The sequence below is a fragment of the Acinetobacter sp. ANC 4218 genome (assembly GCF_002135245.1).
GTDB lineage: Bacteria > Pseudomonadota > Gammaproteobacteria > Pseudomonadales > Moraxellaceae > Acinetobacter.
Window position 1 is genome coordinate 170097 of the sequence record NZ_NEGD01000003.1, and the last position, 17643, is coordinate 187739.

A 17643-nucleotide genomic window follows, 5' to 3' on the forward strand; every position below is an offset into this window, starting at 1 on the left:
CATATTAATGAGCCATTTTTTATGCTCAAAGTTTAAGCTTTTATCGCCATATAACCTTGATAGGATAAAATTTGCGTAAACCGTTCTACAGTATCAAAACCACCGCCTTTAAGCTGTTCAAAGGTTTCCTGTTCCGAGAGTGGATAAAAATCATCATCTAAACGATCCACCATGACTGCGGTCTGCGAAGTCGTTAAGCCATTTGCCTCACATACATATCTGAGCGTTTGCAACTCCTGATCGGACTTGATTTTGGTCAAGTCAAAAGTCATGAATAGTCCTTGAGATTTCAAACGCGAAGAAATGGCCTTAAAGAACTTGGGCTTATCTGCAAAGTCCACAAAATGCGTGACTAGAATAGAAAGTGCCGCATCATAAGTTGGACCTGTTTTTAACTGATCCACATTGCCCAGGACAAACTCCACCCGATGCGCTGCATTTAAGGCGTGGATATGGTGTCTGGCTTTATCCAGCATGTTTTCCGACAACTCTGTTGCAGTAAAGGTCCAGTCAGGAAACAGCTGAACCAGATGCCCCAGCTCATAGCCAGTACCACAGCCAACAATCAGCACATGTGCATATTCATCCACATACGTTTTTAATAAAGCCCGAATTTGTTGATGTACCACTTCATAGCCGGGAATGAGCTTCCGGATATGTTCATCATAGCCATCCACAACATACTGACTATTAAAATCCTTTGCCATACGCGCCTCCTTTTGCAATGCATGATCTTAATTTGTTTAAGTTTAAGTCACTCTTCAACATGATGCGATTGCAAAATCTGCTGACTCATCAAATTGTAAACATTTTTCAAATCTTCCCGCTTGGCATCATCCAGCATCTGCTGATGCATATTCAGGATATTTTGATCCCCTCGCATTGCAGGCCCGGTCTGCATCTGCTTAGGGTCATGCTGTACGGCTTTATGGGCTGTTTCTAAAATCAGAGGATAAAGCAGCGAGAAATCGACCTGCTTGGCATCAACAATCTGCTTCGCCATGTCATAACAATAATTGCTAAAATTACAGGCAAATACCGCTGCCAGATGTAAGCTCAAACGCTGTGCCGATGAATATTGATAGACACGTGAACTTAGGCTATTTGCCAACCGGGTCAATTGCGCCAGGTCATTGGGCTGGGTTGCCTCCACAAACAATGGTGTGGCCTGCCAATCCACTTCACGCGCCAAACTAAAGGTTTGTAAAGGATAAAATACCCCGGCACGTGGATGAACCTCGGCCAGAACTTGAATATCGGTACTGCCTGAGGTATGCACAATCAAGACATCGGCGAATTGTGCATGTACCTCTTTAATGACCTCGGCAATCGCCTGATCGCTCACCGCAATAATCACCAAATCAACATCGGACTGAAGTTCTGCAATATTGACCGTAGCCCTTGCAGCGACCTGACTTGCCAAAGTCTGAGCATGTTCTAGAGTACGGCTATATATCTGCACAATCTGATAATTTTGGCTTAACACAGTAGCCAGATGATGCGCCACGCGTCCCGCACCAATAAAACTAATTCGCATAGCTAAGTTCACGTTTTACAATTCTGTACAAGCATGCCAATAATAAAAGGACGAATCAATTCATCCTTTTATTTAATTGCTATTAGGGTCTGTTAGGCAAACTTTTTTAAACTGGGATAAGGTCTACCTTTAATTTATTTACTGTTTATTTACGCCCTGCTCATCCACTTCACGTATCACGCCTGTTTCTGTATTTAACACTTCAAACTCAATACGGCGATTTTTAAATTGCCCTTCAGGCGTTGCATTATCCGCTACAGGTTGTTCTGAACCATACCCTACCGCTTGCAACTGGGCCGAATCAACACCTTGTTTGACCAGATAATCCACAACGGCTTGAGCACGTTTTTGAGATAGTGCTTTATTCTTTTCAGCATTCCCTACAGCATCTGTATGCCCTTTTACAGTTAGTTGGACTTGGGGCGCACGTTTGATCAATGCAGCAGCCTGATCCAGAATAGATTTATTGGCATCTGGAATCTCTGCACTTGCGGTATCAAAATTGATAATCTGCATATTCAATGCGGTCGCGATATCCAGTGCGCGAATCTGATCCGGATTAATTTCCGCCAATGCTTTTTCTGCATTGCTATTGCCGGCAGTAATAGCAGTATTGGTATCTACAGCTGCCGATGCACTGCTCATTCCAGCCGGAGTCAGCACAGTCATGTTTTTCGCCAGGGGGCGAATTTTAGCTGCAAGTTGTTCAGCATCAGCCGGATTAGCGGTCTGAATGGAGAGCTGATTTCCCACCCAGGTTAATGAGGCATTGGGCACACCTTTAACCAGTTTTAATATGCTTGGAATGACATCTTGATCGATAAATTCTGAATGATAGCGGCTATTGTTTTCTACACCACAACCCGTGTTGTGATTAAAAATCTGTTTAATTTCCTGTTGCAGAATCTCAATATAATTTGCATTGCCAGAATAGAGCTGGCATGTGGTTAAGTCTCCTGTCGAACCGGTACTCAACTGCAATTTTGCCGGTTCACTACTTGCAGTTTCAGCAGGTATTCCACTTGCTGGGGTGATCTGTTTTTTATCTGAACACGACTTAAAAATAAATGCCAATAGCGCAGCTAAAATAAGGAAAACAATCAGGGGAATTAAAAAACCTGATTTCTTCTTTTCCTCAGTGACCCGATAAGGGTCAACGGGTGGCGCTTGATGTAGACTTTGCCCTGATGCCGTACTGATCCCTAAGGCACTAAGGAGTGCAGGAGCCCAATGTGGCAAGGCACTAGTTACGGTAGGCCAATGGCTTTCAATCAGATGGGTAATGGCACTGGGTTCGGAAGATCCAGCCTCAGTTTCCAATACCCCCAAGGTGGGTGCTATAGAACGATTGAGAGTTGATTCGATTGTTTCGGTCGGCACCGTGCCGGAAACCTGTTGCAAAAACTCCTGCTTTAAAGAAGGGTTAATGTTGAAGATATCTCCCAGTCTCGGATTTAATTGATTCTGTAAATTTACAATAAGATCGGGTTTAGATTTGAAGATAGATAATAAAATGGGTAGAAAACTGCTTAATGCCTGACTCTTTTCACTCAGATATGCTGTGTCTCCCTCAAGAACCATTGCAGATACTTTCTGCTTTAATAAATCAATCAAATCAAGATTCATTGCGTATTCCTCTTATTGTCTTTTTATCATGTCCTTTTTTAGTCTATTCGTTCATTTTTTAGACAGTGTAATAAATTGTATTATTTGAATACTATTATTTTTCAACAATAAAAAAGCCAGCCGAAGCTGACTCTTTTAATTTTTTAAAAAACGATTTAATCGTTTAAGCTGCGAAAGTTTTAACTACTTTACCAACCACTTTCTGGTTAATCAGCGGGGTATTTTTACCTTGAGACACAATGCTCTCTTTGCTGATCGTCCATTCAAGTTGAGGATCAAGCAAAGCCCAGCCCGCTTCTTCAATCCAGCGTTCCAACATGTTGGCCACTTTTGCCGGAGCGACCGTGACTTTTTCCACCCACTCTAAAGGCTCAAACAAACCTTCATGAATGAGCTGAAGTCCAAACGGTACAAAAGTATCAAATGCGGTGAAACCCGGTTGAGTTTCAGCAAATGGCGCCATTTTTGCAGAACTGCTCAGTGGTTCATGGTGAGTCGTAATGGCATCAATGACGCCCTCTTTCACACCTTGACGCAGCAATTCTTTGTCCTGTTCGGAACGTAAAGGTGGACGCACATGGGCAAGCGAATTGAAGCCATCAATCAGCTGATCGGTCAGATGTAACTGGTGCATCGCAACATCACAAGTTACCGGCAAACCTTTTTCTTTTGCGATACGAATCAGTTCAACTGAAGCACCGCAAGACAGTAAGCCGAAGTGGGCACGGACTTTAGTCGCTTCAATCATCAACAAATATTTGGCAATCGCAACGGTTTCAGCCAAAGCTGGAATCATCGGCAAACCCTGACGTGAAGCAATAAAGCCTTCATGCACACAACCGTCTTTGGCAATTTGTGGTTCTTCCGCATAGAACACCACGGTCATGTTCAGACCTGCAGCATATTCCAGGGTACGAATCACCACATCATCGTCGGCAAACGGTGCATTGGCATTGGAAACTGCAGTACAGCCGCCTTTTTTCAGGCCAGCCATATTGGCAGGTTGATTGCCTTTCAAGCCTTGTGTTTGCGCACCAATCACTTCTAAGTAAATGCCACCATCCAGCATGGCTTTTTCAACCAGACCGTGAATGAGTGCACCATTATCCTGTACGATCGGTTTTGAATCTGGTGGGGTAAACACATGCAGAATACCGTTTTCACGGGCAGCTTTGCCTTCGGACTTTAAAGTCCCATGCTGCTGCTGACCCGGTTCACGTAAACGAGCGCACAGATCCACCATGGTTGGCATCAGCCATTTGCCCTGACCATCAATGGTTTCAGTGACATTAGCAGTTTCAGCAACTCGTTTGCCATTTTCAATATATACAGTCTGTACGCTGTCGGTTTTGTTGATGGGGTCCAAGACACGTACATTTTCAATTTTTACAATACTCATGACTTTCCCTTATCCCGCAACCGCTTCTAACAAACCTTTTTCTTGCAACTGACCTTGCATTGCCAGAGCCAATACCGCCATACGTACTGCAATACCGTTGGTCACCTGATGCAGAATCACTGACTGGGTGCCATCGGCAATACTGGAATCAATTTCTACACCACGGTTCATTGGACCCGGGTGCATCACGATGCAATCCGGTTTCGCCATAGCCAGACGTTCTTTGTTCAGACCGTACATTTTGTAAAATTCAGCTTGTGAAGATAGCGCCGGTGAATCAATACGTTCGTTTTGAATACGCAGGGTAATGATCACGTCGCAATCTTTAATACCCTCTTCCATGTTATTGAATAAACGGACACCTTCGCCATATTCAGCAAAACCATAAGGCAACAAGGTATTTGGTGCAATCACACGGATATCTTTACAGCCTAAAGTTTGCAGTGCCGCAACATCTGAACGTGCTACACGTGAATGCTTGATGTCACCAATAATGGCAATGCTGATATCTTCAAAATTCTTTTTGGTTTCACGGCGAATGGTGAGCATGTCCAGCATTGCTTGTGTCGGATGTGCATGACGGCCATCACCGGCATTAATAATGGCAACATTCGGGCAGACATCTTTGGCAATAAAATGCGGCGCACCTGAAGATGAATGACGCACCACAAAAATGTCGGTTGCCATGGCTTCCAGATTCCACAAGGTGTCACGCAGGGTTTCGCCTTTGGAAGTACTTGAACGGGCAATATCAATGTTGAGCACATTGGCTGACAAACGTTTTGCTGCAGCTTCAAAGGTGGTACGAGTACGGGTCGAGTTTTCGAAAAACAGGTTCATCACCGTACGACCTTCGAGCAGGTTATTGGTAATCAGCTGATTTTGGTCATTAAAAAAGGACTGCGCTGTGTCCAATATTTTTGTGAGGGTTTCTTTGGAAAGACCTTCGATGGTGAGGAAGTGTTTTAAGTTACCATCTTGGTTGAGTTGAATCTGGCTCGGAGTATGCAATGCCGCCAAGTGCATGAGAGATTCCTTATACGTTAAGTCAACGTATTATACAGAGTTTAAGCGATTTAAATAGTTCAGCTTGATCTTACTTGTCTAAAAAGCAGCTCGGTATTTGGAATAAAAAATATAATTCCAATTTAATTTTTCAATAAGATAAATTAACCATTCAATGATTTAGCCATCTGATTTTAAAAATAAAAACAGGTAACTCAGCCTGATTACGAGTTACCCTAGGCAACTAACGTAGAGCCCCAATGTAGCGGTTTGCCCCTTGTGCACGCTCTATATCTTCTTGAGTGGGTTCAACCGAAATTAATTCTTCATGTTGCGTGAACTGAATTTCATTTTCAGGCTCTTCATCAGTTTTTAGTCCCAGCACTTTAGTCAAACGTTCAACCAGGCGAAGTAATTCAGGGTCTTGTGTCTGTTTCGCCATTGCCATCACATGTTCGGCATATTCGACATTCTCTGTAAGATAGCTTGCATCAATCACACGCCCTGATACCCGTCTTAACCGTGCATAAATAAGTGTTGCCACTGAAAAAACTTCATTTGTAATGATTACACTTTCTGACATTTGTCATTCCCATCTCTAAAAAAAGAAAGTGAGGCATCAAGTGCTTTCCTTGATCAAGCAGCCTCACTGGGCTATGCAGCAATATCTGTACCAATATAAAAAAAGCTCACATGATTCAACATATGAGCTCTCTTAAAATGATGTTTTTATTATATTTTAGAATAGGCTAAAACTTACATGGCCTTCGTCAAAAACTTTTTTATTGGCATTATTTTCCTTCGAAAGACGAATCTGTTGATCTTCTCCATTTATAAGTTCACGATCATCCTGTAAGTCTAAAAGCACTCGCAAACGCTCCACATAGCTTGCAAGCTCTGGATCCTTTGTCTCAAGTGCAAGTGTGACCACATGATATGCATAGGAACGATCCTGCATTAAATACATGACATCAATAACCCGACTATTCACTTTCCTTAAGCGTGCATATAGTAATGTCGCGACTGAAAAAATATCATCCTTTTTTGCTGTAATATTCACACTTTACCCTCAATAAAATCCATTCATTAAACTTTAAAACTTACTTTTAAGCGCAATGTAATTTTACATATCGTCTGAATTTTCAATTGGCTTTTTATTCCAACATTTAGAGCTTTTTATAATTAATACACTGACCTAAGTCGCTTGAAGTTTTCAAAATATAAAAAGTTTTCAGCACTAAAATAAGTTAAACTTATACAAGTTTTTATTTTATTTTTTTCGGTCTCTCTATTTTATGAATACCTCTTCACGTTTAAGCAATTACTGGGTCACCTGTGCAGATGGTCTTGAAACCTTACTCCGCGAGGAAATTGAAGGTTTAGGTGTTCAAAATATTGAACAGTTACCGGGTCGTTTGATTTTCAAAGGCACACTGACAGATGCATACCGTATTTGCATGTGGTCTCGTTTAGCTTCACGTGTGTTAACCCCTATTCATGTTCATGAACTTGAATTTACCCATGACGCACGTGATGTTGCAGAAGAGCTCTATGAAGGTGCAATCAACTTTGACTGGTCACTCATTTTCGCACCACAAAGTACATTTGCCATTCGTTTACATGTAGAACGTGAAATCAAGGTCAATACACAATTTGCAACTTTACGGGTAAAAGATGGTGTGGTGGATTCCTTTATGGAAGCTGTGGGTAAACGCCCAAGTATCGACATCAAACAGCCAGAAATTACCCTCTATGTGCTTGCTGGCAAAACTGCGCATACCTATTGCCTAGATTTATCTGGCGATTCTTTACATAAACGTGGCTATCGTCATTACATGACCGATGCACCGATTAAAGAAAACCTGGCAGCAGCCATTCTGCAAAAAGCCAAATTAAAACAACGCAAACCAGACATTATTTTAGATCCGATGTGTGGTTCGGGTACTTTTATCATTGAATCACTGATGATGCTGACTGACCGTGCTCCGGGCTTGGTACGTCGCTTTGGCTTTAATGGCTGGAATGGTCACGACCATGAACTGTGGATGTCGATTAAGGCAGAAGCCGCAGAACGTCATCAAATAGCATTGCAACAGCCTTTACCGCAGTTTTATGCTTATGATGCAGACTGGGAAGCGGTCAAAGCCACTAAGCAAAACATCATTGCAGCCGGTTTTGAAAAGCTGCTTGACCATATCAAAATTGAAGAGCGCACATTGGCAGATTGGCCAGACTTTAAAGCCGAAGGTAAAACCTCATTTATTGTCACCAACCCGCCTTATGGTGAACGTTTAGGGGATAAAGCCTCTAACCGTGCGTTATATTTAGGTTTATCTGCGCTGCTACAAAAAAATTTCCCGAACCAGTATGCTGCAGTGATTGCTGCACAGGTTGAGCAAGCCGATGTGCTAGCATTTAATGAACCGCAAATTCTGCGTTTGATGAATGGTAAACTTCCGATTTATGTGCGTTTCGGCATCATTAAACCTGCACCGGTATCAGAACCGTTCTTGGCACACTGGCAACCCCAGCAGTTCGAGCCGATTGAAGGTGCTCAGGACTTTACCAACCGTCTGCAAAAAAACATGCAGAATCTAAAAAAATGGGCGGTCAAAGAAAATATCTTCTGTTTGCGTTTATATGATGCCGATTTGCCTGACTTTAATGTTGCGGTAGATTTATATGGTGACCGTTTACATGTGCAAGAATATGCACCACCAAAAACCATCGATCCGGAAAAAGCTAAAAAGCGTTTTAACCTTGCCTTACAAGCCATTCGTGCAGTGACCGGTTTAGGTCGTGATGCCATTTTCATTAAAACCCGTGCCCGTCAGGAAGGTAAAAACCAGTACACCAAACAGAGTACTGCGTCTAAACGTTTTATCGTACAGGAAGGCAAAGCCAAAATTTTAGTCAACTTGACTGATTATCTGGATACCGGCCTGTTCTTGGATCATCGTCAAATGCGCTTGCGTATTGCAGCAGAAGCGAAAGGAAAGCATTTCCTCAACCTGTATAGTTATACCTCTACAGCAAGCCTACACGCAGCTTTAGGTGGCGCTGCCAGTACCACCAGTGTCGATTTATCCAACACTTACCTGAACTGGTCAAAAGAAAACTTTGTCTTGAACGGTTTAACAGTGGATCATGCCGATGAACAACACCAGTTCTTTGCCAGTGACTGTTTTGAATGGCTAAAAGAAGGTCATGAACAATATGACCTGATTTTTATCGATCCGCCAACCTTCTCGAATTCGAAAAAGTTTCATGGTACCTTCGATGTACAACGTGACCATTTATCGCTGATTAAACGTGCCATGAACCGCCTGACTACAGAAGGAACTTTATACTTTTCGAATAACTATCGTGGTTTTGAGATGGATGAGGAAATTCTGGCATTCTTTGATGTTCAGGAAATTACCAATGAAACCATTGGCCCGGACTTCAAGCGTAATACCAAGATTCACCGTGCCTGGAAAATCCAGCATCCACAAAATGGCTAATATATTTTAGATACTGCACTAACTAAAAAGGCTGCCTATCTGGCAGCCTTTGTTTTTACATATGTTAATTTAAAAATTTCTTTTCACCGTATTTATATTCAATGCCAACCTTGAGGATATCGCCCTCCCGTTTAGCTTGCAGCGACTGCTGCATACCATTCAGCATTTGCTCAAGTTCTTGATCAGATAAGGTTTTACCGCCCTGTTGCAGATAGTTTTTCATGATGGTTTTCATGATCTGTTTATCATATTCAAGATTGGCCTGATATTCGACCAGATTCGGTGCCATTTTCAATAAGCTTTCAAAAGAGGATTGATGCCCCGGCATCACCTTTCCTGTCAGGCTGGCTTTGGCATAACCCTCACCCACCTTAATTTGATTGTTCTGCGATTCAAAAGCAAAACCGTCATTTACAATCGCCAGGAAACTGCTCGCCATATCCTGATTGAGTTCTTCTTTTGCTATACATGCTGCACTACTTTTTTCCAATAAATCAAAAAAATTCTGCACTTTTTGTCGATTAAGAGCAGCCAGCTTAAAGTTCATTTCAAAATCATGAAAACTAGGAGTTTTATACATGGTCATTTCATCAATTTTGACCTGAGTATCAAAAGCAACCTTGGTTTTATCGAGCTGAGTATTTACCCGCAAAGCAAAGCCTTTTAATTCACCACTGCCAAACTGCTGCACATTTCTATCCGTACGCTGAATTGAAGCAATATTTAATCGAGTTTTCCCTTCATCCAAAACAGAATTTAAGCCCTGATTAGTCTCAAACTCTAAATCACGCATCTGTACATGGCCCAATTTATCATTCACCGTCATATTCGGAATTTGAAATTTTACATTCAACACATCGAATTGGTCATCTTTTGATTTGGCAAGGATTGTAAAAGTCATGGGATCAATGCGAGTTTGTATATCTGCATCATTTTTCTCATACACCGGAGTGACGAGTGAAGTGTGCATTCTTCCCAACCAATCAATTTTGGTTTGAACTGTTAACGGTTGCTTCAGTAAACGTTGGAAGGTTGCATCACCTTGTTTTAGGGAGATTTTTGATTGAATCTGATAGCCATTCCAGCTGCGTTTGATTTCATCTTGCCCGCTAATCATCAGGATATCTTTAGGCTTACAGGGATCAAGAGTAAATTCGGCCGTCCAGTCAGCAGAACCCTGCATCGCACCCATATTAAAATTTTTATACTGAATCGACATGAAATTTGATTTTTGATGCTGTTGATAATAGGAAGTTAAACTTTTGTCTGCATATAAATTCCCTCCTATGACCGCTGTTGCCAATACCACAATGCTTCCCAGACCCCAAGTTAATTTTGACATAGTATCTGCTCTAGATTTATGTGTTTTTATTAAAGAAAAGTATAAGTAAATTTTTTAATAAAAGATAATTATTTTGCATATTAACAACTTATATGCATAAAGAATCACAAAAACATTAGAAATTATGTCAATTTTTTACCCAAATTTTCACTTTTTCGACTGAAATTGTCAGGCGTAAAAAAACCCGGCCGAAGCCAGGTTTTTTTCTATTTACAGTAAATTAACTTAATTTCATTTTTTCAAATTCAAGATGACCATTTTCCCCTTTCACGAAAATGGTATCTCCTGGCAGAAAATCACCACTCAGGATTTTTTGCGCCAATGTATTTTCTACTTGTTGCTGGATAGCACGCTTTAATGGACGAGCACCATACACAGGGTCAAAACCGGCATCAATCAACTGATCAAATGCAGTATCATCCACTGAAAGATGCATGTCTTTTTCGCTTAAACGTGCACGTAAACGGTCCAGCTGGATATCGGCAATACCACGAATTTGCGCTTTTTTCAGTGAATGGAACACGACCAGCTCATCAATACGGTTAATAAATTCTGGACGGAAGTGTTGAGATACAGCCGCCATCACCACTGCACGAACTTCATCATCGGTTGCACTGTCACCAAGTTCGCGTACATCTTGTGAACCCAGGTTTGACGTCAACACAATTACCGTATTTTTAAAGTCCACCACACGACCTTGCGAGTCAGTTAAGCGGCCATCATCCAGTACTTGCAGCAAGATATTAAATACGTCTGGATGTGCTTTCTCCACTTCATCAAACAGCACTACGCTATAAGGTTTACGGCGTACCGCTTCAGTCAAGATACCGCCCTCTTCATAACCAACATATCCCGGAGGTGCACCCACCAAACGGCTGACCGAATGTTTCTCCATGAACTCACTCATATCGATACGCACCATGGCATCATCACTGTCAAACAGGAAGTTGGCTAAGGCTTTGGTCAATTCGGTTTTACCCACCCCGGTTGGTCCAAGGAAGAGGAATGAACCACTTGGACGGTTCGGATCAGACAATCCTGCACGCGAACGACGTACTGCATTAGAGACTGCTACTACGGCTTCATCTTGCCCAACTACACGGTTATGCAGGAATTCTTCCATATGCAGCAATTTTTCACGTTCACCTTGCAGCATTTTCGCTACAGGAATACCGGTTGCAGCACTGACCACTTCGGCAATTTCATTTTCCGTAACTTTGGTACGGATCAGTTTCGGTTCCTCACCGTTTTCTTCAGCAACTTCTTCAGCAGCGAGACGTTTTTGCAGCTCAGGAATAACCCCATACTGCAAACGGCTTGCTTCGGCTAAGTCACCTTCACGCTGGGCTTTTTCAAACGCAGTACGCGCTTTATCGAGTTCAACTTGCGCTTGGCTGGTGCCTTCAACCAGTCGTTTTTCAGCAATCCACTGTTCTTCCAGATCGCTGTATTCACGCTGTACTTCTTCGATCTGTTTTTCCAGATGGCTGACTTCTGCCTTGCTTACCGAATCTGCATCCTGTTTCACCGCTTCCAGCTGCATTTTCAACTGAATTAGGCGACGGTCCAAACGGTCGAGTGGCTCAGGTTTGGAGTCAATTTCCATTTTAATCCGCGAAGCTGCTTCATCAATCAGGTCAATGGCTTTATCGGGCAATTGACGGTCAGTGATATAGCGGTGCGACATTTTCGCTGCGGCAATAATCGCTGAATCCAGAATCTGTACCCCGTGATGGGTCGCATATTTCTCTTTTAAGCCACGCAGAATTGCAATAGTATCTTCAACGCTCGGTTCATCGACCAATACTTTCTGGAAACGGCGTTCCAAGGCAGCATCTTTTTCAATGAACTGGCGGTATTCATCTAATGTGGTTGCACCAACACAGCGCAGCTCACCACGGGCCAATGCAGGTTTAAGCATATTGCCTGCATCCATGGCACCTTCGCCCTTACCTGCGCCCACCAGGGTATGTAATTCATCAATGAAGAGGATGATTTCGCCTTCATGTTTGGCCAAATCTTTCAGAACTGCTTTTAATCGCTCTTCAAACTCACCGCGATATTTTGCACCAGCCAGCAATGAACCCAAGTCCAAAGATAAAACCCGTTTACCTTTCAGGCCTTCCGGAACTTCACCGTTGACAATGCGTTGTGCCAAGCCTTCCACAATTGCCGTTTTACCCACTCCAGGCTCGCCAATCAGTACCGGATTATTTTTGGTACGGCGTGACAAGACCTGAATGGTACGTCGGATTTCTTCATCACGACCAATCACAGGGTCAAGTTTGCCGGACATGGCACGTTCAGTTAAGTCTATGGTGTATTTATTAAGTGAATCACGTTGATCTTCATGGGTATTACTCATGACTTTTTCGTCACCTCGAATTTTTTCAATCGCTTTGCGTAAGCTTTCAGTAGTTACGCCGACATTATTTAATAAAGTTTTGGTTGCACCAGTTTCCGCTAAAGCGAGTAGCACCCAGTCGGTAGATAAAAACTCATCCCCGGCTTTTTGGGCATAGCTGTCCGCCAGATTTAAAGCCCGTACCGCTTCAGGATTTAAGTTGATGTCCCCAGTTGGATTAGCGATGGTCGGCGCATCTTGAAGCGCTTGCTGCACTTTGGTTTGCAGATCACGCAGATTTGCTCCGGCTTGCTGAAACAGGCTGATATTGGCAGGCTCTTCCAGTAACACAGATAAAATGTGAATACCTGAGATGGCAGTATGGTCTTTACCCATGGCCAGAGACTGAGCATCTGATAAGGCTTGCTGCAAGCGATTTGTAAATTTTTCAAAACGCATTCTTATTTTTCCTCACAACAAATTTTGTACTTGGATAATAGATGGGAATGGCTTGATATTTTTCAATAACATTTTTAAAAAATATTTTTAATTTTCAACAACTAAACCAAATTAATATAAAGCTTGGATGTTAGTTATAATATGGGTGTTTAAGCTAATTTTTTCAAGCGTATTGTAATCATTTATGTATGAAATTCTCTTCCCTAGGCATTTTGTATCTTTTAATAAGGAATGGAATCATCAAAGCTTTTAAAAAACTATTGTGATTATGAATACATCAATCAGCTTGATGAATATTCTAGAAATGCATGTTTAGAAGACAGGATTCATCAAAAGTATAATGGGTTACTGTTGAATCCCTCTTAGAGTGAAATTCGTTTTTACTTTATACATTTTTAATTGTGATGCAGAATAAAAATGGCAATCCAAAAATGGATTGCCATCTGGATTTCATTATTCAACTTCAATAATTTCAAAATCGTGGGTAATTTCCACCCCACCATCCGATAACATTTTGCTTGCAGAACAGTATTTTTCAGCTGAAAGTTCAACTGCTTTAGCGACCTGTTTTTCTTTGACTGCTTTACCCGTTACCACAAAATGTAAATGGATTTTGGTAAACACTGCTGGGATGCTATCCGCACGTTCAGCTTTGAGCTGACATACAACATCCGTCACATCTTGGCGAGATTTCTTTAAAATAGTCACAATATCAAAGGAAGCACACCCACCAAGTCCCATTAATATCAACTCCATAGGACGTGGTCCACGGTTTTGACCACCATATGCCTCGGCCCCATCCATTACAATTTGGTGACCACTTTCCGATTTTGCTTCAAAAGCAACATTCTCTAGCCAATGAACGCTTGTTTGCATTGCAACTACCTGAAAAAAACTATAAATTTACGACGTACCTGTACACTAACATAAATTGAGTTGATAAGGAATTTCAGCTCTTCTGTGTGACAAGTTCACTTTAGGTCTTGTGCGATCTATTAATTATCCATATTCGGAACCGTTAGCATGACTTCAAACTTTTCACAACTTAGCACTGATGCGCTGTCTCCTGGTCAACTCCCTGAGTCAGTAAAAGCATTATTAAAACGTGCATATATAAATCGTTATCCAAAACGCACTGCAATTGTAGATGCAGGCTCAGAATCAAAATCGCTTTATTTGATTTTAAAAGGTTCGGTATCCATTATTTTACGTGAAGATGATGATCGTGAAATTGTGGTTGCCTATTTGAATGCTGGAGACTTTTTTGGGGAAATGGGTCTTTTTGAAGCAAATCCACAACGTACTGCAGAAGTTCGTACACGCGACGTATGTGAAATTGCCGAAATCACCTATGAAAACTTCCACGAATTAAGCAAACAGTATCCAGACCTGAGCTATGCCGTATTTGCCCAGCTTGTACGTCGCTTAAAAAATACCACTCGTAAAGTGACTGACCTGGCATTTATTGATGTATCTGGCCGTATTGCACGCTGCCTGATTGACCTGTCTTCTCAACCAGAAGCCATGATTTTACCGAATGGACGTCAAATTCGTATTACCCGTCAGGAAATTGGCCGTATTGTTGGTTGTTCCCGTGAAATGGTCGGTCGTGTCCTCAAAACACTGGAAGAACAAGGCATGATCCAGACTGATGGTAAAGCCATCCTGATTTATGATGTTTCTGCTGAAGATAGCAATGCATCTTTAGAAGACGAGGATGATGAAGAATAAGTTTTCTTCCATTCACCATAAAAGCAAATCCTAAGATTTGCTTTTTTTTATGTCCGTAATTTGCAACCTGTTCTTTTTAAATTTTTATGACAACTTTAAAACAATTCATGATTTAACCCTGATGCAAAAATCAGTTAGCCTAATGCACAATGTTAAACTTGATAAAAATTAAGGGATCAACCTCTATGCAACTCAAACCTTTAGCCAATACAGGGATTCTTGTGCCTGAAATTTGTTTAGGCACCATGACCTTTGGTGAACAAAATACCCAGGCAGAGGCCTTTCAACAGCTTGAATATGCATTGGATCAGGGGTTATTTTTTTGGGATACCGCAGAAATGTATCCGGTCCCGCCAAAACCTGAGACTCAAGGAGCAACTGAAACCATCCTGGGCAACTGGATTGCACAACGTGGTCAGCGTGACCAGCTGTTCATTGCCTCAAAAATCGCCGGTCCCTCACAAGGCGGCAGCCATATCCGTGATGGCCAAACACGCTTTACTGCAGCTGAGATTAGCTCGGCAATTGATGGCTCGTTAAAACGCCTGCAAAGCGATTATATTGACCTGTATCAATTGCATTGGCCACAACGCCCAACCAATTTCTTCGGAAAATTGGGTTATAGCAATACAGAAGCGCACAATCAACAGCAAGTCACTGCCTTAGAAAAAACCTTGAGTGCCTTAAGTGATGAAATAAAAAAAGGCCGTATCCGTTATATTGGGCTGTCCAATGAAACTCCGTGGGGAACGTTGAAGTTTTTACATCTGGCTGAAAGATTAGGTCTGGAAAAATTTGTCAGTGTACAAAATCCGTATAGCCTGCTAAACCGGACTTATGAAATTGGCATGTCTGAAATTGCCCATTATGAAAATGTCGGCTTACTTGCCTATTCACCTTTAGCTTTTGGTTACTTGACCGGTAAATTCCGTCATGGTGCTCGTCCAGCCAATGCACGGGTCACCCTATTTTCCCGTTTTAGCCGCTATAGCAATCCTGAAAGTGAATGGGCAACCGAACAGTATGCTCAGCTTGCAGAGCGACATGGCTTAACCCTAACCCAACTGGCATTGGCATTTATTAAGCAGCAGTTCTTTGTCACCAGTACCATTATTGGCGCAACTAACCTGGATCAACTGAAAGAAAATATTCAGGCTTTTGACATTGATTTATCAGCAGAAGTTTTACAGGGTATTGAAGATATTCACCGCCAGCAGCCAAATCCAGCACCCTAATTTCATTTTAAGTACTGCTTAAAATGAAATTAGAAAAGTTAAAGCTTTATATTCGATCACTTCGAAATTATTGACACCATCTTCCCTTGCGCACTCAGAATATATTCTGAGGATGCTCATCCCCCATAGGAAGAGGGAGTAAAAGCAAAAAAGGATGCTATAGGCATCCTTTTTTATGAATAAAACAACAATTAGCGTCTGTTATAAATAGCTTGAGCTGCAGGCAAGTTTTTACGCATTGCTTCGATACGCTGACCATTTGAAGGGTGAGTCGACAGGAATGATGTACCACCTGCACCTTCTAACTTGTTCATTTTTTCCCAAAGGGTAATCGCGGCTTGCGGGTTATAACCTGCACGTGCCATTAGCATTAAACCACCTTGGTCTGCACGGCTTTCAAGACTACGTGAATATGGCAAACCCACACCCACTTGTGCGCCTAACTGAGCTGCTGCTGCCCCCAATTGACCGACATTATTGCCTGCATAGCCTAAACCAATGTTTAAAGCTAGGTCAGTTAAAGCTTGTGCACCAATTTTTTGTTTGGAATGTTCTTCCAGGGCATGCACCATTTCATGACCCATCACAGCTGCAATTTCAGCATCGGTTAGATTGAGTTTATTCACAATACCAGTGTAAAACACCACTTTCCCCCCTGGTGCCACATAGGCATTAACCTGTTCTGATTTCAGCACAGCCAATTGCCAGTCAAACTTTTGGCCTGTCTGGTTGATTTGATCACCATAAGGTTTTAGACGTAAAAATACCGAATTAATTCGCTTATAAGTGGTAGATGAAGTATCTAAGGTTTTATTGGCACTTGCTTCCTGAACAGTTTTATTAAAGCCCTGCGCAGCAGTAACATTTAATGTGGATGAATCTGCCCCAGCCATATCCGCCACAGTGGTACAACCTGAAATAGTGATTACACTCGCTGCACACAAACTTAAAATCAGCTTGCTGTTCATTATAATAATCTCCGCCTTAAAACTAGATATCTCTTTTCAGGGAGATTATATGAAATAGTGAATAATCTTTAAATTGATATTCTCTTCACAATCATATCATTTATGTAAACAAGGTCATTTAAGAAATTGAAAACTAAGCCAATAAAGCAAACATAAAACATTTAGCCCCAAGTATATCTGGGAAAGGGGTTTAATTTTCTGTTCCAGTTGTTCATTTTTGCGCTTAAAAAATAAAAATGCATTTTGAATCAGAACAATGGGGACCAAAATACAGGCAATGATAACGCTTAATCCAATAAGTGCTGCATTAATAATTGCGGGATCTTGTGTTTGCGCTTGAATAATCAGCATGGCAATAGTAGGAGCTCCCCCCATTGCGAAGAGTAATGAATAAAACATCGTCGCTGATATATTTTTATGCATCATGCACAACCTTGTATTTCTTTTATATTTAACATTCTAGCAAGCGCAAATAAATTAAACAGTATTCTCTG

The 17643-nt window shown here is 41.7% G+C and carries 15 protein-coding genes; 3 read left to right on the plus strand and 12 right to left on the minus strand.

The annotated features are described in order from the left end of the window. Window positions 1-32: 32 nt before the first annotated feature. The 7 genes from B9T38_RS04110 to B9T38_RS04140 all read right to left on the minus strand — a co-directional run bounded on the left by B9T38_RS04110 (window position 33) and on the right by B9T38_RS04140 (window position 6627). A complete protein-coding gene (locus tag B9T38_RS04110; RefSeq protein ID WP_086195582.1) occupies window positions 33-707 on the minus strand; it encodes a class I SAM-dependent methyltransferase in 675 nt (224 codons plus the stop codon). 47 nt (window positions 708-754) lie between these two features. After that, window positions 755-1537 carry a Rossmann-like and DUF2520 domain-containing protein gene (locus B9T38_RS04115; RefSeq protein ID WP_086195583.1) on the minus strand — a complete coding sequence of 261 codons (783 nt, stop codon included), beginning with the start codon at window positions 1535-1537 and terminating at the stop codon, window positions 755-757. A gap of 138 nt (window positions 1538-1675) precedes the next feature. Further along, window positions 1676-3163 (minus strand): OmpA family protein, encoded by a 1488-nt coding sequence (locus B9T38_RS04120; protein ID WP_086195584.1) that lies wholly within the window; start codon window positions 3161-3163, stop codon window positions 1676-1678. A 163-nt stretch (window positions 3164-3326) separates the two neighbouring features. Further along, entirely contained in the window at window positions 3327-4562 is a 1236-nt protein-coding gene (locus B9T38_RS04125; protein WP_086195585.1) for a dihydroorotase, read from the minus strand. A gap of 9 nt (window positions 4563-4571) precedes the next feature. Next, window positions 4572-5588: an aspartate carbamoyltransferase catalytic subunit gene (locus tag B9T38_RS04130; protein ID WP_086195586.1), complete on the minus strand. Its 1017-nt coding sequence runs from the start codon at window positions 5586-5588 to the stop codon at window positions 4572-4574. Between the two features lie 223 nt (window positions 5589-5811). Then, entirely contained in the window at window positions 5812-6150 is a 339-nt protein-coding gene (locus B9T38_RS04135) for a hypothetical protein (protein WP_086195587.1), read from the minus strand. 156 nt (window positions 6151-6306) lie between these two features. After that, complete coding sequence (locus B9T38_RS04140; RefSeq protein ID WP_143222652.1) at window positions 6307-6627, minus strand: hypothetical protein; 321 nt, start codon at window positions 6625-6627, stop codon at window positions 6307-6309. 235 nt (window positions 6628-6862) lie between these two features. Here B9T38_RS04140 and rlmKL point away from each other — a divergent pair, with 235 nt between their 5' ends. Further along, a complete protein-coding gene (gene rlmKL, locus B9T38_RS04145; RefSeq protein ID WP_086195589.1) occupies window positions 6863-9070 on the plus strand; it encodes a bifunctional 23S rRNA (guanine(2069)-N(7))-methyltransferase RlmK/23S rRNA (guanine(2445)-N(2))-methyltransferase RlmL in 2208 nt (735 codons plus the stop codon). Window positions 9071-9134: 64 nt separating this feature from the next. Here rlmKL and B9T38_RS04150 read toward each other — a convergent pair whose 3' ends face one another. The 3 genes from B9T38_RS04150 to B9T38_RS04160 all read right to left on the minus strand — a co-directional run bounded on the left by B9T38_RS04150 (window position 9135) and on the right by B9T38_RS04160 (window position 14091). Beyond that, window positions 9135-10412 carry a DUF945 family protein gene (locus B9T38_RS04150; RefSeq protein WP_086195590.1) on the minus strand — a complete coding sequence of 426 codons (1278 nt, stop codon included), beginning with the start codon at window positions 10410-10412 and terminating at the stop codon, window positions 9135-9137. Between the two features lie 220 nt (window positions 10413-10632). Continuing rightward, the gene (clpB, locus tag B9T38_RS04155; protein WP_086195591.1) at window positions 10633-13215 is read right to left on the minus strand and encodes an ATP-dependent chaperone ClpB; all 2583 of its coding nucleotides are present in this window, start codon (window positions 13213-13215) and stop codon (window positions 10633-10635) included. A 453-nt stretch (window positions 13216-13668) separates the two neighbouring features. Continuing rightward, window positions 13669-14091: an OsmC family protein gene (locus B9T38_RS04160; RefSeq protein WP_086195592.1), complete on the minus strand. Its 423-nt coding sequence runs from the start codon at window positions 14089-14091 to the stop codon at window positions 13669-13671. Window positions 14092-14238: 147 nt separating this feature from the next. Here B9T38_RS04160 and crp point away from each other — a divergent pair, with 147 nt between their 5' ends. Both crp and B9T38_RS04170 read left to right on the plus strand, forming a co-directional pair. Further along, entirely contained in the window at window positions 14239-14946 is a 708-nt protein-coding gene (crp, locus tag B9T38_RS04165; RefSeq protein WP_086195593.1) for a cAMP-activated global transcriptional regulator CRP, read from the plus strand. A gap of 185 nt (window positions 14947-15131) precedes the next feature. Continuing rightward, window positions 15132-16181, plus strand: coding sequence for an NADP(H)-dependent aldo-keto reductase (locus tag B9T38_RS04170; protein WP_086195594.1), 1050 nt, complete (start codon window positions 15132-15134; stop codon window positions 16179-16181). A gap of 191 nt (window positions 16182-16372) precedes the next feature. Here the strand turns inward: B9T38_RS04170 and B9T38_RS04175 are convergent, their stop codons facing one another. After that, window positions 16373-17149 (minus strand): M48 family metallopeptidase, encoded by a 777-nt coding sequence (locus B9T38_RS04175; protein WP_086195595.1) that lies wholly within the window; start codon window positions 17147-17149, stop codon window positions 16373-16375. A gap of 114 nt (window positions 17150-17263) precedes the next feature. Next, window positions 17264-17572, minus strand: a complete 309-nt coding sequence (locus B9T38_RS04180) for a hypothetical protein (protein ID WP_086195596.1) — start codon at window positions 17570-17572, stop codon at window positions 17264-17266. Window positions 17573-17643 lie beyond the last annotated feature (71 nt).